Genomic DNA, 24,207 nt, shown 5'->3' with positions numbered 1-24,207 from the left:
CCTGCCACTTCACCGTGACGGCACGGTCACACTTGTCGGAATGATCCGGCTGATCTCGTCGGCCCCGTGCCCGGCACCGACAGCGGCGTCCACATAACCCCGGAACGCTTCCAGTGCGCCGGCATCCAACCCGGCCGCAGCCGACGCCGCGATCAGGTGCCGAACCGAGGCCGACGCCGAGGACACCGACGCATTGACGTCGCCGTGCCGATCGGCCTCCACGCGTTCGGCGATCTCACCGAAGATCGGCGGCAGGATGGCGGCGATGTTGTGCGCATGCGGCAGCAGCTCGGTGGGTGCGATGCCGTGCGCGGCGGCCACCGCCAGTGCGTGCAGGAACCCGCTGACCGAGGTCCAGAACACATCGAGCAGGGCCATGTCGAATGCCGCGGCGCGGCCCACATCCGCGCCGACCCAGCTGACCGCCGCGAGCGCACCGAAGACCTCCCGGTGGGCGTCGAAGAGATCCCGCGGCCCGGCGAAAAGAATGCTGGCACTGGTGGTTCCGATGGTGTCGGTCGGCGTCATGATGGCCCCGTCCAGATACCGTCCGCCGAGGGCGGCCACCAGTTCCTCGGTGCGGTGCGCCGAATCGGGGATGTCGGAGGACAACCCCACCACCGCACGCCCGGAGATCGCGGCGCCGGCGGCTTCCAGGACCGCGTCCACCGCGGCCTGGTCGACGACGTTGACCAGGATGAGGTCACTGGCGTCAGCGGCCTCGGCTGGAGTGTCGGCCCACAGTGCACCGCGGGCGCGCAGTGCATCGGCCTTGGCCGGCGTCCGGTTCCACACGGTGGTACGAAGTTTCGCGGCCACCAGGGCGCCCGCGAGCGCCTGCCCCATCGGTCCGAGACCGAGCACGGTGACGGCGGTCATGCGGCCGCTGCGTTCTTGATGCTCTCGATGATGCGGGCGAAGCCGTCGTTGCCGTGGCCCGCGTCGATCTGCCGGTGGATCAGCCGTTGCACCATGTCGACGACTTCGGTGCCGATGCCCTGTTCCCGGCTGGCGTTGACGATGTCGGTGAGATCGGAGAAGTACAAGCTCTGCTGGCCGGGCACGGAGTAGTCGCCACCGTCGATGACGGTCGCGTATTCGGCGATCGCAGGCATGAGGGCCGGCAGCCACGCGGCGGTGCGCGCGGCGAACTCTTTCGCCGGAACCCCGGCAGCGCCGACCATGGCGGCGCCGTGGGCGAATCCCGCGAACATCACATACATGGCCGACAGCAGCGCGAGGTCGTACAGCGACGCCAGGCCGGCATCGTCCCCGAAGTACTCAGTGCTGCCCCACAGTTCGAAGAGTTCGCGGTGCTCCTCGAACATGGCGGCCGAACCGCTGTAGAGGATCGCCGACTGCGGCGTCGCGATCATCTCCGGCGTCGCCATGATGCCGCCGTCGAGATATTCGGCGCCGTGGTCGGCGGCCCACCGAGCCAGTTCCCGTGCCCCGTTGGGTGACGTCGTGGTCAGGTTGACCAGGCGGCGGCCGGCCAGTCGGTGCGCCACGGGGTCGAGAACCTCGTGCACCGATGTCTGGTCGAGCAGGCAGACCACGATCAGGTCGGCGTCGAGAGCCTCGGCCGGATCGGCCGTCGCGGTGGCGCCCTCCTCGACGAGTGCGGCAGCGCGCGTCGCGGTGCGGTTCCAGACCATGGTCGGGTGCCCTGCCCTCAGAGCGGAGCGGGCCAGAACTGAGCCCATCTCACCGAGACCGAGAAAACTGACCGAATGGTGTGTGGTTGTCATGCCATCATCGTGGGAGAGGCACTGACCAACCGACAAGTACCCACTAATAAGTGCGATACTTACCTTTTCGAAACTATTGGCCCTGAACTGCAAGGATTCTCGCATGACCCAGCTGGGCAAGTACACCTGCGGCCTCGATGCGGCGTTCGCCGTGGTGGACGGGAAATGGAAACCACTCATCCTCTGGGAGCTGCAAGGGGGGCCGAAACGCTTCAACGCGCTGCATCGCAGCCTGCCCGGGGTGTCACAGAAGATGCTGACCCAGCACCTCAAGGAGCTTCAGCGGCACGGCGTGGTCCATCGGGAGAGCTACCACGAAGTGCCGCCGCGGGTGGAGTACTCCATGACCCCGGCCGGCGAGGAGCTACTCGATGCCCTTGAGCCGCTGGGAAACTGGGCCACCAGGCACATCACACTGATCTGCGCGGGCGAAGCCGGCTAGCGGTTTCGTCAGGGCCGGTCCAGCGTGTGCAGGCTGACATCGGACAGCACCCCCGCGGTGATCTGTGCCGTCATGTACGTGCAGTAGGGCTGGCGCCGGCGGTCGGTCGGCGATCCCGGATTCAGCAGGCGCAGACCGGTTTTCGCGGTGGTATCCCACGGGATGTGACTGTGCCCGAAGACCAGGACGTCGGTGCCGGGATAGTCCCGGGCCATCCGGGCCTCCCGTCCGGTGGCCGCACCGGTCTCGTGGACAACGGTGAACCGCAGACCGTCCAAGGTGACGTCGGCCCGCTCGGGCAGCCGCCTGCGCAATTCGGCCCCGTCATTGTTGCCCCAACAGCCGACCAGGTGCGCGGCACGCGAGCTGAGCGCGTCGAGCAGGGCGGGCTCGACCCAATCACCGGCGTGGACAACGACATCGGCCTGATCCACCTCATCCCAGACCTCGGCCGGCAGATCCTTGGCGCGCTTGGGTACATGGGTGTCGGCGATGAGAAGCAGCCGCATCCAGCCGAACCTACGTGACCGATACCGACGAGCCGTGGAAGCACATCGGCGGGTTCGGCCGCCCCGCGCCGTGAGACCGCTTACACTCCGACCATGGATCTACTACGCAATGTAGTTGTTTATGCGCATCTCCTCGGTTTCGCGGCCATGGTCGGTTCCTGGGTCGCCGAGGCCGCGGCCCGGCGCTTCCTGATCACCCCCGTGATGACCTACGGCATGACGCTGTCACTCATCACCGGCCTGGCCCTGGCCGCGCCCTGGCCGGCCGGCATCGTCCTGAACTACCCCAAGATCGGCACCAAGCTGGTCATCCTCGTGGCACTCGGCGCGGTGCTGGGCATCGGCACCGTGAGGCAGCGTCGCGCCGGCGGCCAACCGGTGATGCCGCTGTTCATCGCAGCCGGGGTGCTACCCCTGCTCGCGTCCGCGATCGCGGTCCTCTGGAACTGAGGCCCGGCGCGAACCTGAGCTGAACCTGAGACGTTCCCGTAAAGTTAACTGGCAAACCACAATTGTCGGCAGGTACGGGAACGATGGGTCACAGACACGCCATGGCAACCGCCAAGGTCATGCGCACGGCGGCATTCACCGGATGCCCTTCACCAGACAGCGACACCCGGGTGCGGGCACGCACGCGCCCTGCGGCCTCCGCGCGTCAAACTCACCACGGCGTGTTCGAGCAGCCCCGGCAGCGCCGCTACACCGGCCAGCTGAAGAATTCGACATCCACGGTGACCGGCCGGTCACCGTGGATGAACGATCGCGTCACCGTGCTGCGCGGGTTCCTGGCCGAGTTGCACGGGCTGCACCTGCCGCCAGAACTCGCCCGGGTCCAGGTGGCCGGCCACATCGAGCTCTTGGTCTCCGTGCTGCGGCTGAACCGCCAGACCGCGCGTCAGTTCGTCACCGACGACGTACTGCGCGAGATGGCGCTCGACATCGCGACAGCCGTCGCCTCTGAGTAGGCCGCGTTTGGGCCTCGATGCGCCGATCTCGACAAAAAAAATCGAGGCGCGGTCTTGACGACCACGCCTCGATTTTTCGAGTGCGCCCGAAGGGATTCGAACCCCTAACCTTCTGATCCGTAGTCAGATGCTCTATCCGTTGAGCTACGGGCGCCTGGCGTTATTCAGTTGTGTGGTTGACAAGTCAACCGTGGCGGAGGCGAGAGGATTTGAACCTCCGGTCCCCGGTAAGGGGGACAACTCATTAGCAGTGAGTCCCATTCGGCCGCTCTGGCACGCCTCCTTTGAACTTCTGTGAGGGTACCGGACTCCGTCCTGTCGCCCGAAACCGCCGAGGGCACACAGTACACAGCCTCCCCTATTCTGGCCAAGTGAGTATCCGTCTGCGCCCGGAAATGGCCGATCTTCCGGCGTATACACCAGGCAAAACAGTTCCGGGCGCAATCAAGATCGCGAGCAACGAAACCGTGTTCCCGCCGCTTCCCAGCGTGCGTGAGGCGATCCTGAAAGCCACCGAGAACATCAACCGCTACCCCGACAACGGCTACCTTGACCTGCGCGAACATCTGGCCAAGCATGTCGGGTTCGCGCCCGAGAACATCGCCGTGGGCTGTGGTTCGGTGAGCCTGTGCCAGCAGTTGATACAAATCACATCCGCGGCCGGCGACGAAGTCATGTACGGATGGCGCAGTTTCGAGATCTATCCGCTGCAGATCCGCACCGCGGGCGCGACGGGGGTCGCAGTCCCGCTGCGTGACGAGACTCACGATCTCGACGCGATGCTCGCGGCGATCACCGACCGCACCCGGCTGATCTTCGTCTGCAACCCCAACAACCCGACTTCCACCGTGGTCGAGCCCGAGGCGTTGGCCCGGTTCGTGGCGGCGGTGCCCGACGACATCCTGATCGTGCTCGACGAGGCCTACGTGGAGTACATCCGCGACGGCTTGGTGCCCGACAGCCTCGGGCTGGTCCGCTCGCACCGGAATGTGGTTGTTCTGCGCACCTTCTCGAAGGCCTACGGGCTGGCAGGCCTGCGCGTCGGGTACGCCGTCGCCGATCCGGAGATCGTCACCGCGCTGGGCAAGGTCTACGTGCCGTTCAGCGCGACCAGCGTGTCGCAGGCCGCGGCCATCGCCAGCCTGGAGGCCGCCGACGAGCTGATGGCCCGCACCGACGCCGTCGTCGCCGAGCGCGTTCGCGTCAGCGCCGCCCTGCGCGCGGCCGGCTATCGGCTGCCGCCCTCGCAGGCCAACTTCGTCTGGCTGCCGTTGGCCGAACGCACCTTGGACTTCGTGGCCAGGGCCGCCGACAGCCGCATCATCGTGCGCCCGTACGGTGAGGACGGCGTGCGGGTCACCATCGGGGCCCCGCACGAGAACGACGCCTTCCTAAGCTTTGCCACCGAGTACGCCCAGCACTGGAATGGAGATAACGAGTGAGCGACGCACGCGGCACGTTCGACGGGTTCGTCAGCCGTGACGGGCAGATCCCCGACACCGAACTCGACGCATTCTGGGCACTGCTGCGGCCGGCCAGCATCGACTTCATGCTCGGTGAGTGGAAGGGCGGCGAATTCCAGACCGGGCACAAGGCCAACGGATTCATGAAGCGGCTCAACTGGTTCGGCAAGACGTTCCACTCAGCGGCCGATGCCAAGCCGCTGGTGTGTCTGGACGCCGACGGCAACAAGTTCTCCAACACCGAGGCGATGAAGGGCGAGGCCAGCCTGTGGCTGGAGGAGTTCCGCGGCGAGGTGACCGCGACGATGGTCTACGACGGCGCACCGGTGCACGATCACTTCAAAGTGGTCGACGACCACACCGTGGTGGGCATCATGAACGGCAAGGGCGCGGTGGTTGACGGCCGCTACCTGTACTTCTACCTGCAGCGCGTCTAGTCCGTCGGCCGGCGGCCCGTGAAGGCCAACAAGCGGTCCAGTGCCGAGGCGTCGTCAGCGACCGCAACCGGATCGTCGAAACCTGCACGCACCCGCCCCTCCGGAGTGAGCACCGCGCGGGACCATTCCAGGATCTGTTCGGGCGCCTCGTCCGATACCTCGACGTGCTGCCCCGTCGCCTCGGCGTAATCCCAGGCGTGCACCAGGAATTCGAGCGACAGGATCTGCATCATCACCGCCGCGGGCATCTCTCCTGCCCCGAACGGCACCGTGCCGTCCACCCCGCGCCGACGCCATGCCGCCACCGCCGGCCGCGCCGCCCCCAGCACCTGATCCTCGACCGAGGCGTCGGGCTCGCGGTCTGGAATCTGCCCACCCGCCGCCGAGCCGATCAAGGTGATCGAGTTCAGGAGATGGTCCGTCAGCCCCGCCACGTCGAACTCTCGACATGGTGTCGGACGCGTCAGATCGTCGGCGGTGATACCGCGCAGCACGCGTTGCAGCACGTCGAGGGTGGCCTCGGCACTTTCGAGTTCGTCCATAGTCGGTAGTGTCCACCCCATGACCGACACGTACGAGTCCGCATCCGTCGACATCAAGGACCACGTCGCCCAGGTGACGCTGCTCGGTCCCGGCAAGGGCAACGCGATGGGCCCGGCGTTCTGGGCCGAGATGCCCGACGTGTTCGGCACTCTGGACGCCGACCCCGAGGTGCGTGCGATCGTGCTGACCGGCTCGGGCAAGAACTTCAGCTACGGGTTGGACCTGCCGGCCATGGGCGCCGAGATGCCCGGGCTCGACGCCGGCGCCGGTGACCGTGCCGCGTTCCACAAGCGTCTGATGAAGATGCAGGGCGCCATCACCGCCGTCGCCGACTGCCGTACCCCGACCATCGCCTCGATCCACGGCTGGTGCATCGGCGGAGGCGTGGATCTGATCAGCGCCGTGGACATCCGCTACGCGAGCACCGACGCGAAGTTCTCGGTGCGCGAGACCAAGCTGGCCATCGTCGCCGACGTGGGCAGCCTGGCCCGGCTGCCGCTGATCCTGTCCGACGGACACCTGCGCGAGCTCGTGTTGACGGGTAAGGACATCGATGCGGCACGGGCCGAGCGCATCGGTCTGGTCAACGACGTGTACGCCGACGCCGACGCTTCATTGGCGGCCGCACACGCCACGGCCGCTGAGATCGCCGCCAACCCGCCGCTGACCGTCGCCGGGGTCAAAGACGTGCTCGACCAGCAGCGCACCGCCAGGGTGGCCGAGAGCCTGCGCTACGTGGCGGCGTGGAATTCGGCCTTCCTGCCGTCGAAGGATCTGGCCGAGGCTGTCACCGCGATGTTCCAGAAGCGTCCGCCCCAGTTCACCGGGGAATAGGCGTCCAGCCGAGCTCGGCCTTGGCCTTGGCGTTCGACAACGGAAGCCAGGCCTGCCCGAACGCGGTGGCCGGGTACGAGGCGACCAGTCCGACGAGTCGATGCGAGATCGGCATCGGCGGCGGCCGACGCAGCGTGCGGTTCAGCTCCCTGACGTAGTCGCCGAACGACTGGGGGCGGTCGTCGACGATGTTGTAGATCTGCCCGCCCCGGCCCTTGTCGAGGGCGTCGGCGGTGGCCCGGGCGACGTCGTCGATGTGTACCCAGGACAGGACTCCGGGACCGGTCAGCGCGGGCAGCGCCCACCACTTGGCGAGCCGGCGGAACAAGTCGTCATGGGTGACGCCGGGGCCGTAGAAGACCCCGTAGCGCAACACGATTCCCTCGGTGTCGCTGAGCTCACCGGAGGTCAGCACGGTGCGTTCCATGCCCCGCAGCGCCTCCAGGAATTCGGCCCCGTGCGGCGGTGGCGGCCCGGGGTAGGGATCGCTCTCGTCGATCCGCGCCGGCCCGTCCGCGCCGTATCCGTAGGCGAAGACGACGGACTCCGCCACCACCCGGCGCACCCCGGCGCGCTGGGCCGCCGCCACCAGGTTCGGGGCGCCACGGCTCCACAGTTGCGTGGCGGGACGAAAGTCCTTGGGCCGCTTGGGCCCCCATTTCGGCAAGGTGGTCAGCAGGCTCACCACCGCCTCCGGTGCGAATTCCGCGAGCACGGCATCGATCTGTGCCACGTCGAGCACATCGGCCACCACAGGCTTGGCGCCGGCCGCCGAGATCTGCGCGGTCTTGCCCGGTGAACGGGTCACCCCGATCACCTCGTGACCGCGCGCATTGAGCTCACGCAGCAGTGGGATTCCCGGGACACTGGTCGCACCTGCCACCAGGACACGCATCTATGGTTCTCCTACCTTCTCGTCGGACATGCTGATACGTAAGGCAATTGCCAACAGGACCGTGGTCACCACCAGGCCCGCGGCTTCCAGCCACCCGACCCAGTTTCCGGCGGCGTGGTTCGTGTCGATCAGGTGACTCAACGAGTGCAGGGCCCAGTGTGCGGTGGCGAAGGCCAGAGCGGGCACCCGCCACCGCGGCCATTTGAGCGCCGCCAACATCATCAACCCGAGCGGCAACTCGAAGGACGCGTTGTCGAGGATGAAGTGATCGTTGCGCACACCGAAGGTGCCGATCGTGTCGTAGAAAACGCCCGGCGCCAGCATCATGAACAGACCGAGGCTCACCGAGTAGACCCCGAACACGGCGAGTACCACTTCGGGGTAGCGCCGGGTTTGCGTCACCGGGCCCGCAGTGTCGGCCATGTCATCACGCTAACGCTCCAGTGGTCTCCGAGTAGGCTCCAATTTCATGGCAACTTCGGGTACCAGTTCGGCTCCGGAACTGCTGGTCGAACTGGACCGGGACAGCAAGCGGCCGTTGCATCGTCAACTCGCCGACGGACTGCGCGACGCCATCCGGTCCGGACGGCTGACCCCCGGCACCCACATGCCGTCCACCCGCGTGCTGTCCGGCGACCTCGGGGTATCGCGCCGGCTCGTGGTCGAGGCGTACGGCCAGCTGACCGCCGAGGGTTTCCTGCACAGCAATCAGGGCGGCCGCACCCGCGTCGCGGCCGTCGACGCAGTCCCCTCGAGCGCTACCCGGCCGGACCGGGCCCGCCCCCGCTTCGACATCGACTTCGCGCCGGGCTCACCGGATCTCACCAGCTTCCCGCGTCAGGCCTGGCTGCGGGCCCTGCGTCAAGGCCTGACCGAGATCGAGTCGAGCGCACTCGGTTACGTGGCCCCGTACGGGCTGCCGGCCGCGCGCGCCGCGGTTGCCGACTATCTGCAGCGCACCCGGGGCGTGGTCGCCGACCCCCGGCTGGTCGTGTTGTGCTCGGGCGCAACGCAAGCCGTCGCGCTGCTGGCCCGATGCCTGGAAGGACCGCTGGCGACGGAGGACCCGGGGTTCTGGCTGCACCGAATGGTTTTGCGGCACAACGGCATCGATCCGCTACCCGTCCCGGTGGACGGCAATGGCATCGACGTCGCCGCGCTGACCGCCAGCGGGGCCACCGTGGCACTGACCACCCCGGCCCACCAATCGCCGACCGGAGTGGTGCTCTCGGCGGCCCGGCGCACCGAGCTCCTGGAATGGGCGCAACCCGGACGGTTGATCATCGAAGACGACTACGACGCCGAGTATCGCTACGACCGGGCGCCCGTGGGCGCACTGCAGGGGGTCGCACCCGACCGGGTGGTGTACATCGGTTCGACCAGCAAGACCCTGGCGCCCGGACTGCGCATCGGCTGGATGGTGGTGCCGGCACATCTGATCGAGCGGCTCAGAACCGCTAAAAGCCTTGCCGACACCGGTAGTTCGGTGATGGATCAGATCGCGTTCAGCCAGTTCCTGGCCTCCGGCGGCTACGACCGCCACCTGCGTCAGATGCGACGCCGCTACCCGGCCCGGCGCGCGGCCCTGCTGGCCGCGCTCGCGCGTCACCTGCCGCAGGCAGAGGTTCTCGGCGCGGCCGCCGGGGTGCATCTGACCGTGCGGTTCCCGGCCGGCTTCCCCATCGAAAAACTGACGCGTCGAGCCACCGAGTCACGTATCCGGCTGGAGCCGCTGGCACCCTGTTACGCCGATCCGGCAACCGCACCACCGGGGTTGATCCTCGGCTATGCCAACGTCACCGAATCCCAGATCGCCGCGGGCGTCGAGCAGCTGGGCCGCATCGCGCGCCAACTGGGCGCGGCGGAACCCTAACCTCCCGAGGCTCGATTGACGCTCTGCTCGGGTTGCTTAACGCCCAGTTTGCCGGCCACGTAATCCGCGGCCTGATCCGTCAAACCGTTGACCGCGTACAAGTTGTGAGCGTTGTTGTCGCCACCGGTAGGTGAACACACCGGATCCTCCGGGATGCACAGGTCGTCGGTCTTGGCGACGTACCGGGAACCAACCGTGATCGGCGGTGCGCCGGTGTAGATCATCTGCAGGAAACCGCTCGAGGGCTTGCCGAACAGCGCCACTGCGGCGACATGGTCAGCCGCCTCCGCAGGAAGCGGGCCACTGATGCTCGGCGGCAACACGAACCCCTGCGGCACCGCGTCTGCGGTGATGTAGGCAGCCACCGCCGCCCCCTGCGAGAAACCGCCCAGCACAATCTTCGTGTCAGGGCAGGCCGCCACCGTGTCCCGGACCTTGTTGCTCGCATCGGCCACGCCGTCGGCCGCCGTCGCAAAGTCAAGCGACGCCGGGTAATTCACTGCGTAGACATCGATCGACCTGTCACCGGCCCGGCTGCGCAGCGCATCCACGAACGCCTCCCCGACACCGCCGACTCCCGGCGGCTCGAACGTGCCCCGCGCGAATATCACCTGCACATCCGAGCAAGGATCGGCCGAAGCCTGACCGGCGGCCGCTATACACCCGCCCGCCACGAACATCGCCGACGCCACCGCACTCAACCAACGACCGATCCGGTTCATTTCCGACCCACACCCTTTCGTGCCAACTATTCCTCGATACCCAAGATCAAGGCGGCGCGAATCTCTGCGGGAGTGTGATCTAGGACACTCTCACCGTCGGCATAGGGTGGTCAGGTTTACTACGAGGCGGCGCCGACGTGCTGACGCTCGCGCTTCTCGTCGTAGTAGCGAGCCCGCTCGTCGACAGCCGCGAGGAACTGGGCGAGCTCCTCGCGTGCCTTCTCGCCCTCGGGCCCGAAGTCGGTTCGGTCGAAGATCCGCCAGAAGCGCAGCACCGGTTGCACCACGTCATCGTGATGCACGCGCAGATCGTAGATTCCCGCCTTGGCGATGGTGATGGCGTTCTGCGCGAAGTCGGGCATCCCCATGCCCGGCATCGCGAAGTTCACCACCTCATCGCGGATGGCCATCATCGCGGCATCGGGGGCGATGTCCACCGCTGCGGCCATGAGGTTGCGGTAGAACACCATGTGCAGGTTCTCGTCCGCGGCGATCCGCGCCAGCAACTGGTCGGCGATCGGACAACCGGACGCGCGACCGGTGTTGCGGTGCGATACTCGCGTGGCCAGCTCCTGGAATGACACGTAGGCCATCGCCGCCAACGGCGTTTTGTCACCCGAGTCATATCCGGCGACCGTATGGGCCATACGAAGACGTTCCAGCACAACGGGATCCACACCACGCGTGACGACCAGGTAATCGCGCAACGCGATGCTGTGGCGACCTTCTTCCGCCGTCCACTGGCCGACCCAGGTCCCCCATGCGCCGTCGCGGGAGAACCGCGTGGCGATCTCGCGGTGATAGGACGGCAGATTGTCCTCGGTGAGCAGGTTGACCGTCATGGCGACCTTGGCGACGTGGTCGAGCGGTGAATCCTCGGGCTGCCAGTCTTCGCCGTCCAGGAAGGCGAAGTCACGACCCCTGCTCCAGGGCACGTAGTCGTGCGGAAACCATTCCCGCGCCATCGACAGATGGCGGTCGAGGTTGCTCGCGACAACCGGTTCGAGTTCGTGGAGCAGTCCGCTCTGGGCATCCATACGTTGTCCTCCCAACATTCTCGGCAGGTGTCGGCATCAGCGTGCCGCGTCGTAACCTACGGTAGCGTAGGTTACGGAACCGTAGGTTACTTTTGGGTGCAACAAAAGCCCCTCGAGCGGCGGGTCGTTTGCTGAAGCGCACCAGGCGGCAACCGTCCGTCAGTAGGCTCGCTCGAATGTGCACGCGAGTCATCTGGCCGGAGGCAGGCGATGCAGTCCTGGTCGGCAGAAACATGGATTTCCACAAGGACCTGATGACAAACCTGTGGAAGCAACCCCGCGGCGTCCAACGCGACGACGCCGTATCCGGCAAGCTGACCTGGACCTCGAAGTACGGCAGCGTGATCGCCGCCGCCTTCGACATCACTTCCGTGGACGGAATGAACGAGGCGGGCCTGGCGGGGCACATCCTGTGGCTGGCCGAATCGACCTACGGCGAACCGGACGCCTCACGCACCCAACTCGGCCAGGCCATCTGGCTGCAGTATTTCCTGGACAACTTCGCCACCGTCGCCGAGGCCGTCGCCTGGATCGCAGAAACCGACGTGCAGGTGGTGCAAATGGATGACCCGACCGGCGGCGTCCGCCCCGGCCTGCACCTGGCACTCGACGACGCGACCGGAGACTCGGCGATCATCGAGTACGTCGACGGCCACCCGAGGGTGTACCACTCGAAGGACTACCGGGTGATGACCAATTCACCGACCTTCGATCAACAGCTGGAGCTGGTGAAGTCGTTCACCGGACTCGGCGGGGACCAGCCACTGCCCGGCTCCACCCTGGCCAGCGACCGCTTCGCCCGGGCCAGTTACTACGCCGGCCGGCTGCCCAAACCGGCCGGCCAGGTGCAGGCCATCGCCGGCATGTTCTCGGTGATCCGCAACGCCGCGCAGCCCTTCCGCATCCCCGACCCAGGCAAACCCGATGCCTCCCAGACCATCTGGCAGGTGGTACTCGACCTCACCAACAAGCGCTACGTCTACGAGTCCACCACCCGGCCCAACATCGTGTGGGTGGACCTGGCCGATCTCGACTTCTCCGAGGGAAGCCCGCAACTCAAGCTCGACCTCATGAGCGAACTCGCGGTACAAGGCGGCATCGCCGGCAACGTGGCCGACAAGTTCGCCGACAAGGGCCCCATGACGTTCCTGTCCCTGAAAATCATGGAGGAACTGGAAGCGGCCCAGAAGAACGGGGCCTGACGTCGACGACGAATCGCACGAGGGCAGTTACCGATGAGCGTTCACGAGTCTCCGTCGACGGCCCCGGCCGTGCGTACCGCTGGTGGGGGGATCGGGGGATCGCCTGCCTCGCACTCGCGGGCATCGGGGTGCTCGTCGCTGTGCCGCTGGCCGTTCTCGGTGATTACGGCTGGCCGCAGACAGCGGGCACGGCGTCGGTCTTCGTGCTTATCCCAGTGGGCATCCTCGGTGCGATCTACTGCGGCCACAAGCAGTACCGCGCGTCGTTCACGAACGCACGCATCTCCGAAGGAGCCATCACACCGATCGCCGAAGTGCGCAACTCCGAGGACAACTCGTCCTAATTCATGCTCACCGTGTCCGCCACGGTGGAAGGTGAGCTGAGAATCTGCAGGCACTGCACCATGGGCGGCAATCACCCTCGCCCGGAGATCGGGCGGACACTGCGGTTTCGGCACACCACACTCGACCCGGAGAACCTGGACGATGCACTCTTTGACAGCATCGGCGAACACCAGTGAAACCAATGCCGGTCACGTCAGTCGATGAGGCTCTCCAGTGCCGGATCGGCGAACAGCGCCGTCGGGATCCCGAGAACCTGCTTCGGGCGGACCCGCACCACGATCAGCGCACCCGCCGGGCGGACCGAGATGATGTTGCTGCGGTCGATGACCAGAGTGGACGCCGGGGTGTCGATACGGATTCGGGTTTCATCGCCGCCGGCGGCCCACAGCGACCCGGCGCGCAGGACTCGCCGGTTCGGGACGTAGGCACACACCAGACTCACCACGACAGCGAATGCCGCATACACCACAGCCGCTCCCGCGAATACCACTGCCCCGACGACCCACCCGCTGCCGTCGACGACGCACACCCCGGCGGCGATCGCGGCGACCACCGTCGTGAATGTCAGCAGCCGTTTCCACAGCGCGGGTTGCCGCAGAATCGAAAGTGTTGCCCGGCGCGCGTCGCCGGGCTGAGCGGTCCACTCCGTGGTGGCCTTGGGCATCTGATCCACACTGCCGGTCACGAATGCAGTCTGGCATGCGGGCCGCGACGCCACCGCGCCGTAGCCTCGACGCGTGGAGCACCGGATCTTCGGCACCGCAGTGGCCGCGGTGTACCCGCACTACCTGGCGAAGATGCAGCGAAAGGGCCGCACACAGACCGAACTCGACGAGGCCATCTGCTGGCTGACCGGGTTCGACGAGACGACGCTGCGGGCTCACCTCGACGACCAGACCACGTTCGCGGACTTCTTCGCCGGCTCCTCATTGAACCCGAACGCGTCGTTGATTACCGGCGTGGTGTGCGGGGTGAAGGTCCAGGAGGTCGAGGATCCGCTGATGCGAAAGATCCGCTACCTCGACAAGCTCGTCGACGAGCTCGCGCGCGGCAAGCCGATGAACAAGGTGCTGCGCACGGCGTAGCCGGAAACCGCACCTGATGGCGGTGGCGGAGGTGTGTGAGTTCACGACATAGGTGACACATGAGTCGGGACATAGGTGACACCTGCGATGGCACCTCGATGAGTCGCGTCATCGGTGACAGTCATGATTCATGTCGAGAGCCCGCGTGGTGGTGTTGGAAATCGTCTCCGGTCATCTGTCGGTCAGCGCCGCGGCCCGTACCTACGGGATGTCCCGTCAACACATCTACCGCCTCCTCAAACGCTTCCGGGAAGGCGGTCTGGAAGCCGTCGATCCCCGCTCGGCGTCCCGCCAGCAACCCGCGCGCAGTCAGCGACGAGGTCATCACCACGATCGTGCTGCTGCGCGAGAAACTCACCGCACAAGGCCTCGACGCCGGGCCGATCACCCTGCAAGAACACCTGGCCCAACAACAGCTACCGGTGCCCTCGACCTCCACCATCCGACGCATCCTGCACCACCATGGCCTGATCACCCCACAACCACACAAACGGCCCCGCAGCTCTTATCACCGCTTCGCCGCCGAACAGCCCAACGAATGCTGGCAGTCCGACTTCACCCACTGGACCCTGGCCGACGGCACCGACATCGAAATCCTCAACTGGCTCGATGACCACTCCCGATACCTGCTGTACTGCACCGCATTTACCCGCGTCAGCGGCCCCGACATCGTGGCCAGTTTCACCACCCTCATCGACATCTACGGCCCACCGGCATCCACCCTGACCGACAACGGATCGGTCTACACCTCACGATTCACCCACGGCCACAACGATTTCGAACGACTTATCGCCAGCCTGGGCATCACGCAAAAGAATGGACGTCCCGGCCACCCACAAACCCAAGGCAAAATCGAACGCTTCCACCAAACCCTCAAACGCTGGCTGGCCGCCCGCCCCCGACCATCGACCCTGGCCGACCTGCAACACCTGCTCGACGAATTCCGCATCATCTACAACACCGAACGCACCCACCGAGCCCTGCCGGCCGCCACCACACCGGCTCAGGCCTACACCGGCCGACCCAAAGCCACCCCGGACGTAATGATCGAACACTTCCGCATCCGCCACGACACCGTCGATCAATTCGGCAAACTCACTCTGCGCCACGGCAGCCGACTACACCACCTGGGCATCGGACGCCGCCATGCCCATACCCCGGTGCTCATCGTGGTCACCACCACCAACGTCACCGTCATCAGCAAAACCGGACACCACCTGATCGCCGACCACCGGATCAACCCCGACCGCAACTACTGGCCCAACCAACAAAAAACCCCGGCCAAAAGACCGGGGAATTCTGTAACCGATGACTCGACTCATGTGTAACCCATGACCCGACTCACCACATGGCGGTGGCGGAGGGATTTGAACCCCCGGACGGTGTTAGCCGTCTCTCGCTTTCAAGGCGAGTGCATTAGGCCGCTCTGCCACGCCACCGCCGACAAGAGTACGGGCTTTACACGCGGCCGATGTGAGCGGGCGGCGCTCCACTCTTCAGCGCGACGCTGATCCGGCGACAGTTCTCGCCCATCGCGGCGATCTGCGGACGCGAGAGCCTACCGAGAAAGTGTGAGCGGACACCCTGCCCGTACGTCACCATCGCCTCACGAACCGCGATCCTGCCCTCTTCGGTGATCGTGGCGACCACCCCACGCCCGTCATCGGGACTGGCACACCTGGTCACCAGGTTCTGAACTTCCAGCCGCCGGATCTGCCGGGTAACCCGGCTGGGCAGAGACATCAACCGCTCGGCCAAGTCACCCATCCGGGCGGACCCGGTCGACGACTTGTCCAAGATGTCGAGCAAGCGCACATCGTTGAGGGTCAGGTGATGCGCGTCCACCAGCGACCGGTTCAAGGTCGCATACATTCGCAACGCCGAGTCGAGGTAGTTCTGCCATGACCTCTGCTCGGCGATGTCCAGGCCCGGCATGTCACCCGCCGTGCGCCCCGCAATCATCCCCGCCATAGGCGCAATCGTAAGGGACGTCAGTATTGCTGCGCGCGAAAAATAGCGTGCTTGTAGCGTGGAAAAAATGCATGCAATCGCCGCGTCCGCCGAGGGCCGTCTGACCTGTGAAAACGTCGCTGATCCAGCAGTAGCAAACGACGAGGTTCTGATCCGCGTTCACGCCGCCGGAGTCAATCGCGCCGATCTGCTGCAAGCCGCGGGCAAGTATCCGCCCCCACCAGGCGCCAGTGAGGTCATCGGCTTGGAGGTCTCGGGCACGGTCGCCGCGCTCGGCGCGGATGTTACCGACTGGTCAGTGGGGCAACCGGTGTGCGCATTGCTCGCCGGGGGCGGCTATGCCGAATACGTCGCCGTACCCGCCGCCCAGGTGCTGCCGTTGCCCGATGGCGTTGCTCTCAGCGAGGCCGCCGGGCTTCCCGAGGTGGCCTGCACGGTGTGGTCGAACCTCATCATGACCGCGGGTTTGGCGGCCGGTCAGGTCGTGCTGTTGCAGGGTGGAGCCAGCGGGATCGGCACCCATGCCACCCAGGTGGCCCATGCCCTCGGCGTACGAGTTGCGGTGACGGCCGGCTCCGCCGACAAGCTGGCCCTGTGCCGCGAGTTGGGCGCCGACATCACCATCAACTACCGCGACGAGGACTTCGTGGAGCGGCTCCGGACCGAAACCGGCGGCGCCGGAGCCGATGTGATCCTCGACATCATGGGAGCCGCCTACCTGGATCGCAATGTCGACGCGCTGGCCACCGGCGGACGGCTGGTGATCATCGGTATGCAGGGCGGCATCAAGGCCGAGCTGAACATCGCCAAGCTGCTGGGTAAACGCGCCGGGGTCATCGCGACCTCACTGCGGCCGCGTCCGGTCGACGGACCCGGCGGCAAGGGCGAGATCGTGCGGGCGGTGCGCGACAACGTCTGGCCGATGATCGCCGATGGCCGGGTACGCCCGATCATCGGCGCCGAACTGCCCATCGCCGAGGCCCAGCGGGCCCACGAACTGCTGGCCTCCGGTGAGGTGTCGGGAAAGATCGTGCTGACGGTCTAGTTTCGCCTCGAGGCGCGATCAGCCGAGCGAGGCCAGAGCCCGCACGAGCTGATCGACCTCGGCACCGGTCGAGTAGTGCGACAGCCCGACCGTCACCGCGCCGCCGATGTCGTTGACCCCGATCACGTCGAGCACACGCGAGCTGGCGTTGGAGATCGCCAGGATGCCGTTGTCCGCCAGGCGCTGCACCACGCGCTCGGCCGGGATGTCGCGTACGACGAAGCTCAGCACCGGAATCTGCGACTCCGGCCTGCCGATCACCATCACCAACGGCAACGAGCGCAACGAGGCCACCAGGTACTCGAACAGCCGGTCCAGGTACGCATTCGCCGACTTCATCGACACGGCCAGGCGCTCGCGCCGCGAACCGCTGGCCGTGTCATCGAGGTTCGACAGATACTCGATGCTGGCCACCACGCCGCCGAGCAGTCCGTACTGGTGTCCGCCCACCTCCAGGCGAGCCGGTCCGGTGGCGTGCGGATCCAACGACACCGAGGCCAGCGAATCGAGCGTCGAGGGGTCGCGGAAGACGAGTGCGCCGATGGGCGGACCGCCCCACGGCACCGCGTTGAGCGCCAGCACGTCGGCGTCGATCTCATTGATGTCGATGAGCCGGTACGGCGCCGCCGCGGAATGGTCGACCACGACCATGCCGCCGACCTCGTGGGTGAGCTTGGTCACCTCCCCCAGATCGGTGACGGTCCCCAGGGTCGATGACGCCGACGCGATGGCCACCAGCCGGGTCGGCTTGTCGATCAGCCCTTCCCACTGCCAGGACGGCAGCTCACCGGTCTCGATGTCGACCTCGGCCCACTTGACCTTCGCGCCATAGCGATTGGCAGCCCGCAACCACGGGGCGATGTTCGCCTCGTCGTCGAGGCGGGTGACCACCACCTCGTAGCCGAGGCCGACCCGGCTCGAGGAGGCCTCGGCCAAGGCGTTCAGCAGTTGGGCACGGTCGGCACCGAGGACCACACCCCGCGGATCTGCGTTGACCAGGTCCGCCACCGCCTGCCGGGCGGCGGTGAGCACGGCCGCGCTGCGCCGCGCCGACGGGTGCGGCCCGACAGCGGCGGGCATCGAGCCGCGGAAGGCAGTGGAGACCGTCGTCGCGACGGAGTCGGGCACCAGCATGCCGTTCTGGGCATCAAAGTGAACCCACCCATCGCCCAAAGAGGGGTGCAGGCCCCGCACCCGGGCGACGTCGTATGCCATGCCAGCCACCTTAGAGCGTCCGCCGATATCACAAACCGACACGATTTGGGGGGCGCCCGACCGCACGTTTGCGCTTCCGAGACCATGCTCGGACCGGGTCACCTGGGCAGCCATACTAGTCCAGTGGGCTTCGGGTTCGGAGTGCTAATCGCACTGTTTTTGCTGGTGATCCCCGGGGCGCTGATAGCCAGGGCGGGCGGACTGACCGTGTCGGCGGCGGTTGCGGTGGGTCCAGCCTTGACCTACGGCACCGTTGCGTTGACGATCGTCCCGCTCGGGGCGATTGGCGTGCCGTGGAACGCGTGGGCAGCTTTGTTTGCTGTCGCGATCGTCGCTGCCATTGCGGTCGCTGTACGGAAGGCGCTGGCGCGACTCCGTGACCGCGACGCCGAGGCGTCCGGCCTCTCCTGGCCGCCCGCCGCGGTGGTTGCGGCGGGCGTGCTGTTGGGCGCCGCGCTGATTGCTGCCGCGGCGTTCGCCGGTCTCCCGCACTGGCAATCGATCCCCAGCACCTGGGACTCGGTGTGGCACGCCAACACCATCCGCTGGATCCTCGACACCGGCCAGGCCTCACCGACCCACATGGGCGAGCTGCGCAACGTCGAAACTCACGAGGCGCTCTACTACCCGTCGGCCTTCCACGCCCTGGCCGCGGTCTACTGCCAGATCACGGGTGCCGCCGCGACCACCGCGTACACCGTGAGTTCGGTCGCCGCGGCAGTCTGGCTGTTCCCGGTGAGCGCGGCGGTGCTGACGTGGAAGATGGTCCGCCCACACACCTGCGAGATGCGCACCGCAGTCGCATCCGCCACCGCGGCGGCGATCACCGCCTCCTTCACCGCCGTGCCCTACGTCGAATTCGATGTGGCGGCGATGCCCAACTTGGTCGCATACGGCCTGGCCGTGCCGGCGTTCGCATTGATCATCTCGACACCGGCACATCGCGACCGCATCGGCCTGGCCGTGCTGGCGACAGTGGGCGTTTTCTCGGTGCACCTCACCGGTGGCGTGGTGACCGCGCTGCTGGTGGGCGTCTGGTGGCTGGCCGAGGCGCTGTGGCGGCCGGTGCGCAGCCGGCTGTCCGACCTTCTGGCGCTGGCCGCCGTTGCGGTGCCGACCCTGGCAATCATGCTGCCCCAGTTCCTGGGGGTCCTTCAGCAAGCCGACATCATCGTGGGCCACGCCTTCGTCAACCACCTCGGCAAGAAACACTCGCTGTTCGCAGCGGTCGTGCAGCACACCCGCCACCTCAACGATTTCCCGATCCAGAACCTGCTCATCGCCCTGGCCGGCATCGGCGGCCTGGTCATGCTGGTCAAGAAGATCTGGTGGCCACTGGTGGTCTGGCTGATCCTGATCGCCTCGATCGTGCATTCCGGCGCACCCTTCGGCGGACCACTGGGCGTCATCACCGGCACGTTCAGCGACCTGTTCTACAGCGATCCGCGTCGGTTGTCGGCGGTCGTGACGATGCTCTATGCGCCGATGGCCGCGATCGGACTGTGCGCGCTGGTCCTGCTGGGTGCCGCCGCCCTACGCCGCGCCGGTGCCCGCCCGGCGTGGATCCGTGCCACGGCTGCCGTCGCCCTCGTCGCCACCTCCGTCGGACTGGCCTGGCACTACTTCCCCCGGCACGAGTACCTGTTAGGGCAGAAGTACGACTCGGTGATCATCGGCGCCAAGGACCTCGAAGCCTTCGCCTACCTGGCCGAACTGCCCGACGCCCGCACCACACTGATCGGCGACGCCAACACCGACGGCACCGCCTGGATGTATGCGGTATCGGGGCTGCACCCACTGTGGACGCACTACGACTACCCGGTGCAACAAGGCCCCGGATATCACCGCTTCATCTTCTGGGCATATGCCGACGACGCGGACACCGACCCCCGCGTTGCCGAGGCAGTCGAGGCACTCAACATCCGCTACGTGCTCACCAGCACACCGGTGGTCCGCGGGTTCGCCATGCCGGACGGGCTAGTGTCGCTAGACAGCTCACGGTCGTGGGAGAAGATCTACGACAACGGTGAGGCCCGCATCTACCGCTGGCACGGTGAAAACGCGGCCACCAAAGCGACAAACCGAAACGATCCAAGGGAAGGCGATGACCATCAACCCCGACGATGACAACATCGAGATCCTGGCCAGCACGGCCGACGACACCGATGCCGACGCTGACGGCAAGTCGCTGACCGACCTCGTCGAGCAACCGGCGAAGGTCATGCGCATCGGGACGATGATCAAGCAGCTGCTCGAAGAGGTGCGTGCGGCTCCGCTCGACGAAGCCAGCCGCAACCGGCTACGCGACATCCACCGGACCAGCATCCGCGAACTCGAGGACGGCCTGGCGCCCGAGCTGCGCGAAGAGCTCGAGCGGCTGACGCTGCCCTTCACCGAGGACAGCGCCCCCTCCGATGCCGAACTACGCATCGCCCAGGCGCAATTGGTCGGCTGGCTCGAGGGCCTGTTCCACGGCATCCAGACGGCATTGTTCGCTCAGCAGATGGCCGCCCGCGCCCAGCTCGAGCAGATGCGCCAGGGCGCGCTGCCGCCCGGCCTGCAGGTCCCCGGCGGACAGCGCGGCGGCCCGTCGCACCCCGGCACCGGCCAGTACCTGTAGGTCGCGTTGTCTGATCCGTACATCTCGACGCGCGAAGCATGGGTGGAGTTCCCCATCTTCGACGCCAAGACACGCTCGTTGAAGAAGGCGTTCCTCGGCAAGGCCGGCGGCGCGATCGGGCGCAACGAGTCCAACGTTGTCGTCATCGAGGCGCTGCGCGACATCACCATGTCACTGAAAATGGGTGACCGGGTCGGGCTGGTGGGCCACAACGGTGCGGGCAAATCCACACTGCTGCGGCTACTTTCGGGCATCTATGAGCCCACGAGGGGCTCGGCCACCGTCAACGGCCGAGTGGCCCCGGTGTTCGACCTCGGAGTCGGGATGGACCCGGAGATCTCGGGTTTCGAGAACATCATCATCCGCGGGCTGTTCCTCGGGCAGACCCGCAAGCAGATGCTGGCCAAGGTCGACGAGATCGCAGAGTTCACCGAACTCGGCGAGTACCTGTCGATGCCGCTTCGCACCTATTCGACCGGCATGCGGGTGCGTCTGGCGATGGGCGTGGTCACCAGCATCGACCCGGAGATCCTGTTGCTCGACGAAGGCATCGGCGCCGTCGACGCGGAGTTCCTCAAGAAGGCGCAGTCACGGCTGCAGAGCCTGGTGGAGCGGTCTGGAATCCTCGTGTTCGCAAGCCATTCCAACGAGTTCCTGGCCCGGCTCTGCCAGACCGCGATGTGGATCGACCACGGCACCATCAAGATGACCGGCGGGATCGAAGAGGTGGTGCGCGCCTACGAGGGCGAGGACGCCGCGCGGCATGTGCGTGAGGTGCTGGAGGAAACGGCTCGTGGCACCTGAGTCCGTCATCGCGGTGATCGTGACCCACCGGCGCCGTGAGTTGCTGGCCCAGTCCCTGGCGGCAGTGGTGAACCAGGATCGCAGGCCCGACCACCTGATCGTGGTCGACAACGACAACGACGAGGCCGTCCGCGAGCTGGTGCTGAGCCAGCCCGTACCGGCGACCTACCTCGGATCACGCCGAAACCTCGGTGGCGCAGGCGGTTTCGCCCTCGGGATGCTGCACGCCCTGGCCCAGGGCGCCGATTGGATCTGGCTCGCCGACGACGACGGCCGCCCCGCAGACAACACAGTGTTGTCGACCCTGCTGGCGTGCGCCGAGCAGTACACGCTGGCCGAGGTCTCGCCCATGGTGTGCAACCTCGACGACCCGCAACGGTTGGCGTTCCCGCTGCGCCGCGGGCTGGTCTGGCGGCGTCTGGTCAGCGAATTGCGCACCGAGGGTGAGGCAGACGTGCTGCCCGGAATCGCCTCGCTGTTCAACGGTGCCCTGTTCCGGGCTGCCACGGTGGAGTCTGTCGGAGTGCCGGATCTACGTTTGTTCGTCCGCGGCGACGAGGTCGAACTGCACCGCCGGCTCGTCCGCTCCGGCCTTCCGTTCGGGACCTGTTTGACCGCAAGCTATCTGCACCCATGCGGCACCGACGAGTTCAAGCCGATCCTCGGTGGCCGGATGCACACCCAGTACCCCGACGACGAGACCAAGCGGTTCTTCACCTACCGCAATCGCGGTTATCTGCTGTCCCAACCCGGTTTGCGCAAACTACTGCCACAGGAATGGGTGCGGTTCGCCTGGTATTTTCTGGTGTCCCGCCGCGACCCGGCAGGTTTACGCGAATGGATTCGCCTGCGGCGACTGGGCAGACGCGAAAGGTTCCAGAGATGAGCTTCACCGACGCGGCATCCGATTCCAAGACGATGGCCCGGGCCGTGCGTGACCTACGCGAAGGTTTCGGCAAACGCGAACTGTGGCTGCACCTGGGCTGGCAGGACATCAAACAGCGCTACCGGCGCAGCGTGCTCGGTCCGTTCTGGATCACCATCGCCACCGGTACCACCGCGGTGGCGATGGGACTGCTCTACTCGAAGCTGTTCAAGCTGCCGCTCGAAGAACACCTGCCCTATGTCACGCTCGGCCTGATCATCTGGAACCTGATCAACGCGTCCATCCTCGAGGGTTCCGAGGTGTTCATCGCGAACGAAGGCCTGATCAAACAACTTCCGACGCCGTTGTCGGTCCACGTCTACCGGCTGGTGTGGCGGCAGCTGATCCTGTTCGGCCACAACATCGTCATCTTCGTGATCATCGCGATCATCTATCCCAAGCCCTGGAAATGGACGGACCTCGCGGTCATTCCGGCGCTGGGCCTGATCGTGCTCAATTGCGTTTGGGTGTCAATCTGTTTCGGCATCCTGGCCACCCGGTACCGCGACATCGGGCCGCTGCTGGCCTCGCTGGTGCAGCTGCTGTTCTTCATGACTCCGATCATCTGGAACGAGTCGACGCTGCAGCAGCAGGGCGCCGGATCCTGGGCCAAGATCGTCGAGATCAACCCGCTGCTGCACTATCTGGACATCGTGCGTGCACCGCTGCTGGGCGCTGACCAAGAGGTGCGGCACTGGGTGGTGGTTCTCGTTCTCACCGGAATCGGCTGGGCGTTCGCGGCGATTGCCATGCGTCAGTACCGTGCCCGCGTGCCCTACTGGGTCTGAGCCGCTACATATCCTCGGGCTCGGAGCCGAACACGAACCTGCGGCCCGAGATCTCCTTCGGCAGGATCCGGACGTAGCGGCGTTTCGTGGTGCCGATCCAGGAAAGCAGTTGGGCGCGTTCGGCCTCGGCGATCTCGTCAGGAGTCTCGAGAAGCTGCGGTACGCCCCGGACGATGACGCTCCAGCCTTCGACGAGATTGTGATCGTCGGCCTCGAACAACACCCGGTCGTTGAACAGGGTGCTGACCAATTTGGTCCCCTCCGCTGTGCGGAACAGCACCGTGCGTCGCTGGACGACGAAGTTCACCGGGAAGATCTCCAGCCTGGTGCCGATGGTCGACACCAGGCGACCCAACGTCACGCTGGACAGCAGCTGCCAGCACTCGTCCTCGCTGAGCACTGAAACCGGGCTCTGCGGCACCATGAGGCCACCGTAGCCGCCCAAAAGGCAATCGGCGCGTCCCACTCCCAATCAGGAGGGGGACGCGCCGATCACAGACGACTACTGGACGTTCATGTCCTCAGTTCATGTTCCAGGGCTCGCCGTAGGTGGTGACACTGTCACCGGTGGAGGCGATCAGGCGGGCGAACGGCCGCAGCAGCACACCGCCGGCCGCACCGGTCACCGTGCCGTGCGCGTTGGACACCGCCACACCGCCGGCCGGACCGGCCACGTCCACCGAGAAGGTGGCCACTTCCTGGATACCCGGGCCGTTGCCCAGATCCGCGCTGATCG

Annotated in this window: 30 protein-coding genes, 3 tRNA genes and 1 pseudogene; 18 read left to right on the top strand and 16 right to left on the bottom strand. The window is 66.3% G+C overall.

Annotated elements, in window-relative coordinates; translation table 11 throughout:
* Positions 1–9: 9 nt before the first annotated feature.
* Together E0T84_RS00165 and E0T84_RS00160 are read right to left on the bottom strand one after the other, a co-directional pair.
* On the bottom strand, positions 10–879 hold the full coding sequence (locus tag E0T84_RS00165) for an NAD(P)-dependent oxidoreductase (RefSeq protein WP_070187562.1): 870 nt from the start codon (positions 877–879) through the stop codon (positions 10–12).
* Positions 876–1,751 carry an NAD(P)-dependent oxidoreductase gene (locus E0T84_RS00160; protein ID WP_083284327.1) on the bottom strand — a complete coding sequence of 292 codons (876 nt, stop codon included), beginning with the start codon at positions 1,749–1,751 and terminating at the stop codon, positions 876–878. Before E0T84_RS00160 ends, E0T84_RS00165 begins: the two co-directional genes overlap by 4 nt.
* A gap of 103 nt (positions 1,752–1,854) precedes the next feature.
* On the opposite strand from E0T84_RS00160, the gene E0T84_RS00155 reads away from it, so the two are divergent.
* A complete protein-coding gene (locus tag E0T84_RS00155) occupies positions 1,855–2,193 on the top strand; it encodes a helix-turn-helix domain-containing protein (RefSeq protein WP_070187561.1) in 339 nt (112 codons plus the stop codon).
* Positions 2,194–2,201: 8 nt separating this feature from the next.
* On the opposite strand, the gene E0T84_RS00150 is transcribed toward E0T84_RS00155, so the two are convergent.
* Complete coding sequence (locus E0T84_RS00150) at positions 2,202–2,702, bottom strand: metallophosphoesterase (RefSeq protein WP_070187560.1); 501 nt, start codon at positions 2,700–2,702, stop codon at positions 2,202–2,204.
* Between the two features lie 93 nt (positions 2,703–2,795).
* Here E0T84_RS00150 and E0T84_RS00145 point away from each other — a divergent pair, with 93 nt between their 5' ends.
* Both E0T84_RS00145 and E0T84_RS00140 read left to right on the top strand, forming a co-directional pair.
* Positions 2,796–3,152 (top strand): Fe-S protein, encoded by a 357-nt coding sequence (locus tag E0T84_RS00145; RefSeq protein ID WP_070187559.1) that lies wholly within the window; start codon positions 2,796–2,798, stop codon positions 3,150–3,152.
* Positions 3,153–3,253: 101 nt separating this feature from the next.
* Complete coding sequence (locus tag E0T84_RS00140; RefSeq protein ID WP_110765075.1) at positions 3,254–3,667, top strand: hypothetical protein; 414 nt, start codon at positions 3,254–3,256, stop codon at positions 3,665–3,667.
* 81 nt (positions 3,668–3,748) lie between these two features.
* Here E0T84_RS00140 and E0T84_RS00135 read toward each other — a convergent pair.
* Positions 3,749–3,821 (bottom strand) — tRNA-Arg (locus tag E0T84_RS00135).
* A 37-nt stretch (positions 3,822–3,858) separates the two neighbouring features.
* Positions 3,859–3,950, bottom strand: a tRNA-Ser gene (locus E0T84_RS00130).
* Positions 3,951–4,038: 88 nt separating this feature from the next.
* Between E0T84_RS00130 and hisC the strand changes: the two genes are divergently transcribed.
* Together hisC and E0T84_RS00120 are read left to right on the top strand one after the other, a co-directional pair.
* Entirely contained in the window at positions 4,039–5,109 is a 1,071-nt protein-coding gene (gene hisC / locus E0T84_RS00125) for a histidinol-phosphate transaminase (protein ID WP_070946051.1), read from the top strand.
* A complete protein-coding gene (locus E0T84_RS00120) occupies positions 5,106–5,567 on the top strand; it encodes a DUF4334 domain-containing protein (RefSeq protein ID WP_070187556.1) in 462 nt (153 codons plus the stop codon). Before hisC ends, E0T84_RS00120 begins: the two co-directional genes overlap by 4 nt.
* Here the strand turns inward: E0T84_RS00120 and E0T84_RS00115 are convergent.
* On the bottom strand, positions 5,564–6,109 hold the full coding sequence (locus E0T84_RS00115; RefSeq protein ID WP_138743442.1) for a TIGR03086 family metal-binding protein: 546 nt from the start codon (positions 6,107–6,109) through the stop codon (positions 5,564–5,566). The two genes, E0T84_RS00120 and E0T84_RS00115, sit on opposite strands and share 4 nt — an antisense overlap.
* 19 nt (positions 6,110–6,128) lie before the next feature.
* Between E0T84_RS00115 and E0T84_RS00110 the strand changes: the two genes are divergently transcribed.
* Entirely contained in the window at positions 6,129–6,944 is an 816-nt protein-coding gene (locus E0T84_RS00110; protein ID WP_070187554.1) for a crotonase/enoyl-CoA hydratase family protein, read from the top strand.
* Here the strand turns inward: E0T84_RS00110 and E0T84_RS00105 are convergent.
* Together E0T84_RS00105 and E0T84_RS00100 are read right to left on the bottom strand one after the other, a co-directional pair.
* Positions 6,931–7,839, bottom strand: a complete 909-nt coding sequence (locus E0T84_RS00105; RefSeq protein WP_070187553.1) for an NAD(P)-dependent oxidoreductase — start codon at positions 7,837–7,839, stop codon at positions 6,931–6,933. The genes E0T84_RS00110 and E0T84_RS00105 overlap by 14 nt on opposite strands.
* On the bottom strand, positions 7,840–8,262 hold the full coding sequence (locus E0T84_RS00100) for a hypothetical protein (RefSeq protein ID WP_070946049.1): 423 nt from the start codon (positions 8,260–8,262) through the stop codon (positions 7,840–7,842).
* Between the two features lie 46 nt (positions 8,263–8,308).
* On the opposite strand from E0T84_RS00100, the gene E0T84_RS00095 reads away from it, so the two are divergent.
* Entirely contained in the window at positions 8,309–9,712 is a 1,404-nt protein-coding gene (locus tag E0T84_RS00095) for a PLP-dependent aminotransferase family protein (RefSeq protein ID WP_070946048.1), read from the top strand.
* Here the strand turns inward: E0T84_RS00095 and E0T84_RS00090 are convergent.
* Together E0T84_RS00090 and E0T84_RS00085 are read right to left on the bottom strand one after the other, a co-directional pair.
* Positions 9,709–10,392 carry a cutinase family protein gene (locus tag E0T84_RS00090; RefSeq protein WP_171054859.1) on the bottom strand — a complete coding sequence of 228 codons (684 nt, stop codon included), beginning with the start codon at positions 10,390–10,392 and terminating at the stop codon, positions 9,709–9,711. The two genes, E0T84_RS00095 and E0T84_RS00090, sit on opposite strands and share 4 nt — an antisense overlap.
* 161 nt (positions 10,393–10,553) lie before the next feature.
* Positions 10,554–11,471, bottom strand: coding sequence for an acyl-ACP desaturase (locus E0T84_RS00085; RefSeq protein ID WP_120770968.1), 918 nt, complete (start codon positions 11,469–11,471; stop codon positions 10,554–10,556).
* A 176-nt stretch (positions 11,472–11,647) separates the two neighbouring features.
* On the opposite strand from E0T84_RS00085, the gene E0T84_RS00080 reads away from it, so the two are divergent.
* Positions 11,648–12,673 carry a linear amide C-N hydrolase gene (locus tag E0T84_RS00080; RefSeq protein WP_070946045.1) on the top strand — a complete coding sequence of 342 codons (1,026 nt, stop codon included), beginning with the start codon at positions 11,648–11,650 and terminating at the stop codon, positions 12,671–12,673.
* 140 nt (positions 12,674–12,813) lie between these two features.
* Complete coding sequence (locus E0T84_RS32135) at positions 12,814–13,017, top strand: hypothetical protein (RefSeq protein ID WP_234998403.1); 204 nt, start codon at positions 12,814–12,816, stop codon at positions 13,015–13,017.
* Between the two features lie 194 nt (positions 13,018–13,211).
* On the opposite strand, the gene E0T84_RS00070 is transcribed toward E0T84_RS32135, so the two are convergent.
* Positions 13,212–13,703, bottom strand: a complete 492-nt coding sequence (locus tag E0T84_RS00070) for a hypothetical protein (protein ID WP_131823411.1) — start codon at positions 13,701–13,703, stop codon at positions 13,212–13,214.
* Positions 13,704–13,755: 52 nt separating this feature from the next.
* Here E0T84_RS00070 and E0T84_RS00065 point away from each other — a divergent pair, with 52 nt between their 5' ends.
* From E0T84_RS00065 to E0T84_RS00060, 3 genes and pseudogenes are all read left to right on the top strand, one after another.
* The gene (locus E0T84_RS00065; protein ID WP_070187546.1) at positions 13,756–14,103 is read left to right on the top strand and encodes a DUF2200 domain-containing protein; all 348 of its coding nucleotides are present in this window, start codon (positions 13,756–13,758) and stop codon (positions 14,101–14,103) included.
* Positions 14,104–14,233: 130 nt separating this feature from the next.
* Positions 14,234–14,335 (top strand): annotated as a pseudogene (locus E0T84_RS32650) (hypothetical protein); the annotation flags it as partial.
* Between the two features lie 103 nt (positions 14,336–14,438).
* Positions 14,439–15,431, top strand: coding sequence for a DDE-type integrase/transposase/recombinase (locus E0T84_RS00060; RefSeq protein ID WP_249383525.1), 993 nt, complete (start codon positions 14,439–14,441; stop codon positions 15,429–15,431).
* A gap of 21 nt (positions 15,432–15,452) precedes the next feature.
* Here the strand turns inward: E0T84_RS00060 and E0T84_RS00055 are convergent.
* Together E0T84_RS00055 and E0T84_RS00050 are read right to left on the bottom strand one after the other, a co-directional pair.
* Positions 15,453–15,542: transfer RNA gene (locus E0T84_RS00055), tRNA-Ser, on the bottom strand.
* A 19-nt stretch (positions 15,543–15,561) separates the two neighbouring features.
* The gene (locus tag E0T84_RS00050) at positions 15,562–16,074 is read right to left on the bottom strand and encodes a MarR family winged helix-turn-helix transcriptional regulator (RefSeq protein ID WP_070187541.1); all 513 of its coding nucleotides are present in this window, start codon (positions 16,072–16,074) and stop codon (positions 15,562–15,564) included.
* Between the two features lie 67 nt (positions 16,075–16,141).
* Here E0T84_RS00050 and E0T84_RS00045 point away from each other — a divergent pair, with 67 nt between their 5' ends.
* Positions 16,142–17,119 carry an NAD(P)H-quinone oxidoreductase gene (locus E0T84_RS00045; RefSeq protein WP_070946097.1) on the top strand — a complete coding sequence of 326 codons (978 nt, stop codon included), beginning with the start codon at positions 16,142–16,144 and terminating at the stop codon, positions 17,117–17,119.
* Between the two features lie 18 nt (positions 17,120–17,137).
* Here the strand turns inward: E0T84_RS00045 and E0T84_RS00040 are convergent, their stop codons facing one another.
* The gene (locus E0T84_RS00040; protein ID WP_070187540.1) at positions 17,138–18,334 is read right to left on the bottom strand and encodes a cysteine desulfurase-like protein; all 1,197 of its coding nucleotides are present in this window, start codon (positions 18,332–18,334) and stop codon (positions 17,138–17,140) included.
* A 123-nt stretch (positions 18,335–18,457) separates the two neighbouring features.
* On the opposite strand from E0T84_RS00040, the gene E0T84_RS00035 reads away from it, so the two are divergent.
* Genes E0T84_RS00035 through E0T84_RS00015 form a run of 5 tightly spaced genes read left to right on the top strand, consistent with a single transcriptional unit; the run spans position 18,458 to position 23,471 of the window.
* Positions 18,458–20,461 (top strand): DUF6541 family protein, encoded by a 2,004-nt coding sequence (locus E0T84_RS00035; RefSeq protein ID WP_075909213.1) that lies wholly within the window; start codon positions 18,458–18,460, stop codon positions 20,459–20,461.
* The gene (locus E0T84_RS00030; RefSeq protein ID WP_070187538.1) at positions 20,439–20,954 is read left to right on the top strand and encodes a bacterial proteasome activator family protein; all 516 of its coding nucleotides are present in this window, start codon (positions 20,439–20,441) and stop codon (positions 20,952–20,954) included. The genes E0T84_RS00035 and E0T84_RS00030 overlap by 23 nt, the downstream gene beginning before the upstream one ends.
* 6 nt (positions 20,955–20,960) lie before the next feature.
* Positions 20,961–21,758 (top strand): ABC transporter ATP-binding protein, encoded by a 798-nt coding sequence (locus tag E0T84_RS00025; RefSeq protein ID WP_138743441.1) that lies wholly within the window; start codon positions 20,961–20,963, stop codon positions 21,756–21,758.
* Positions 21,748–22,644: a glycosyltransferase gene (locus E0T84_RS00020; RefSeq protein WP_371725678.1), complete on the top strand. Its 897-nt coding sequence runs from the start codon at positions 21,748–21,750 to the stop codon at positions 22,642–22,644. Before E0T84_RS00025 ends, E0T84_RS00020 begins: the two co-directional genes overlap by 11 nt.
* Complete coding sequence (locus tag E0T84_RS00015; protein WP_070187535.1) at positions 22,641–23,471, top strand: ABC transporter permease; 831 nt, start codon at positions 22,641–22,643, stop codon at positions 23,469–23,471. Before E0T84_RS00020 ends, E0T84_RS00015 begins: the two co-directional genes overlap by 4 nt.
* Before the next feature lie 4 nt (positions 23,472–23,475).
* On the opposite strand, the gene E0T84_RS00010 is transcribed toward E0T84_RS00015, so the two are convergent.
* Positions 23,476–23,895: a pyridoxamine 5'-phosphate oxidase family protein gene (locus tag E0T84_RS00010; RefSeq protein WP_070187580.1), complete on the bottom strand. Its 420-nt coding sequence runs from the start codon at positions 23,893–23,895 to the stop codon at positions 23,476–23,478.
* Positions 23,896–23,992: 97 nt separating this feature from the next.
* On the bottom strand, positions 23,993–24,207 hold a 215-nt coding region (locus tag E0T84_RS00005; RefSeq protein WP_171054845.1), incomplete at its 5' end, for an MspA family porin.

The sequence above is a fragment of the Mycobacterium sp. DBP42 genome (assembly GCF_005924235.1).
GTDB lineage: Bacteria > Actinomycetota > Actinomycetes > Mycobacteriales > Mycobacteriaceae > Mycobacterium > Mycobacterium syngnathidarum.
This window is presented reverse-complemented; position numbering and strand designations above follow the sequence as displayed.

What these genes read in the sequence shown, in the direction of transcription:
- E0T84_RS00165 (WP_070187562.1), bottom strand. Translation starts at nt 879, where the DNA reads ATGACCGCCGTCACCGTGCTCGGTCTCGGACCGATGGGGCAGGCGCTC.
- E0T84_RS00160 (WP_083284327.1), bottom strand. Translation starts at nt 1,751, where the DNA reads ATGACAACCACACACCATTCGGTCAGTTTTCTCGGTCTCGGTGAGATG.
- E0T84_RS00155 (WP_070187561.1), top strand. Translation starts at nt 1,855, where the DNA reads ATGACCCAGCTGGGCAAGTACACCTGCGGCCTCGATGCGGCGTTCGCC.
- E0T84_RS00150 (WP_070187560.1), bottom strand. Translation starts at nt 2,702, where the DNA reads ATGCGGCTGCTTCTCATCGCCGACACCCATGTACCCAAGCGCGCCAAG.
- E0T84_RS00145 (WP_070187559.1), top strand. Translation starts at nt 2,796, where the DNA reads ATGGATCTACTACGCAATGTAGTTGTTTATGCGCATCTCCTCGGTTTC.
- E0T84_RS00140 (WP_110765075.1), top strand. Translation starts at nt 3,254, where the DNA reads ATGGCAACCGCCAAGGTCATGCGCACGGCGGCATTCACCGGATGCCCT.
- E0T84_RS00115 (WP_138743442.1), bottom strand. Translation starts at nt 6,109, where the DNA reads ATGGACGAACTCGAAAGTGCCGAGGCCACCCTCGACGTGCTGCAACGC.
- E0T84_RS00110 (WP_070187554.1), top strand. Translation starts at nt 6,129, where the DNA reads ATGACCGACACGTACGAGTCCGCATCCGTCGACATCAAGGACCACGTC.
- E0T84_RS00105 (WP_070187553.1), bottom strand. Translation starts at nt 7,839, where the DNA reads ATGCGTGTCCTGGTGGCAGGTGCGACCAGTGTCCCGGGAATCCCACTG.
- E0T84_RS00100 (WP_070946049.1), bottom strand. Translation starts at nt 8,262, where the DNA reads ATGGCCGACACTGCGGGCCCGGTGACGCAAACCCGGCGCTACCCCGAA.
- E0T84_RS00095 (WP_070946048.1), top strand. Translation starts at nt 8,309, where the DNA reads ATGGCAACTTCGGGTACCAGTTCGGCTCCGGAACTGCTGGTCGAACTG.
- E0T84_RS00090 (WP_171054859.1), bottom strand. Translation starts at nt 10,392, where the DNA reads ATGTTCGTGGCGGGCGGGTGTATAGCGGCCGCCGGTCAGGCTTCGGCC.
- E0T84_RS00085 (WP_120770968.1), bottom strand. Translation starts at nt 11,471, where the DNA reads ATGGATGCCCAGAGCGGACTGCTCCACGAACTCGAACCGGTTGTCGCG.
- E0T84_RS00080 (WP_070946045.1), top strand. Translation starts at nt 11,648, where the DNA reads ATGTGCACGCGAGTCATCTGGCCGGAGGCAGGCGATGCAGTCCTGGTC.
- E0T84_RS00050 (WP_070187541.1), bottom strand. Translation starts at nt 16,074, where the DNA reads ATGGCGGGGATGATTGCGGGGCGCACGGCGGGTGACATGCCGGGCCTG.
- E0T84_RS00045 (WP_070946097.1), top strand. Translation starts at nt 16,142, where the DNA reads ATGCATGCAATCGCCGCGTCCGCCGAGGGCCGTCTGACCTGTGAAAAC.
- E0T84_RS00040 (WP_070187540.1), bottom strand. Translation starts at nt 18,334, where the DNA reads ATGGCATACGACGTCGCCCGGGTGCGGGGCCTGCACCCCTCTTTGGGC.
- E0T84_RS00030 (WP_070187538.1), top strand. Translation starts at nt 20,439, where the DNA reads ATGACCATCAACCCCGACGATGACAACATCGAGATCCTGGCCAGCACG.
- E0T84_RS00015 (WP_070187535.1), top strand. Translation starts at nt 22,641, where the DNA reads ATGAGCTTCACCGACGCGGCATCCGATTCCAAGACGATGGCCCGGGCC.
- E0T84_RS00010 (WP_070187580.1), bottom strand. Translation starts at nt 23,895, where the DNA reads ATGGTGCCGCAGAGCCCGGTTTCAGTGCTCAGCGAGGACGAGTGCTGG.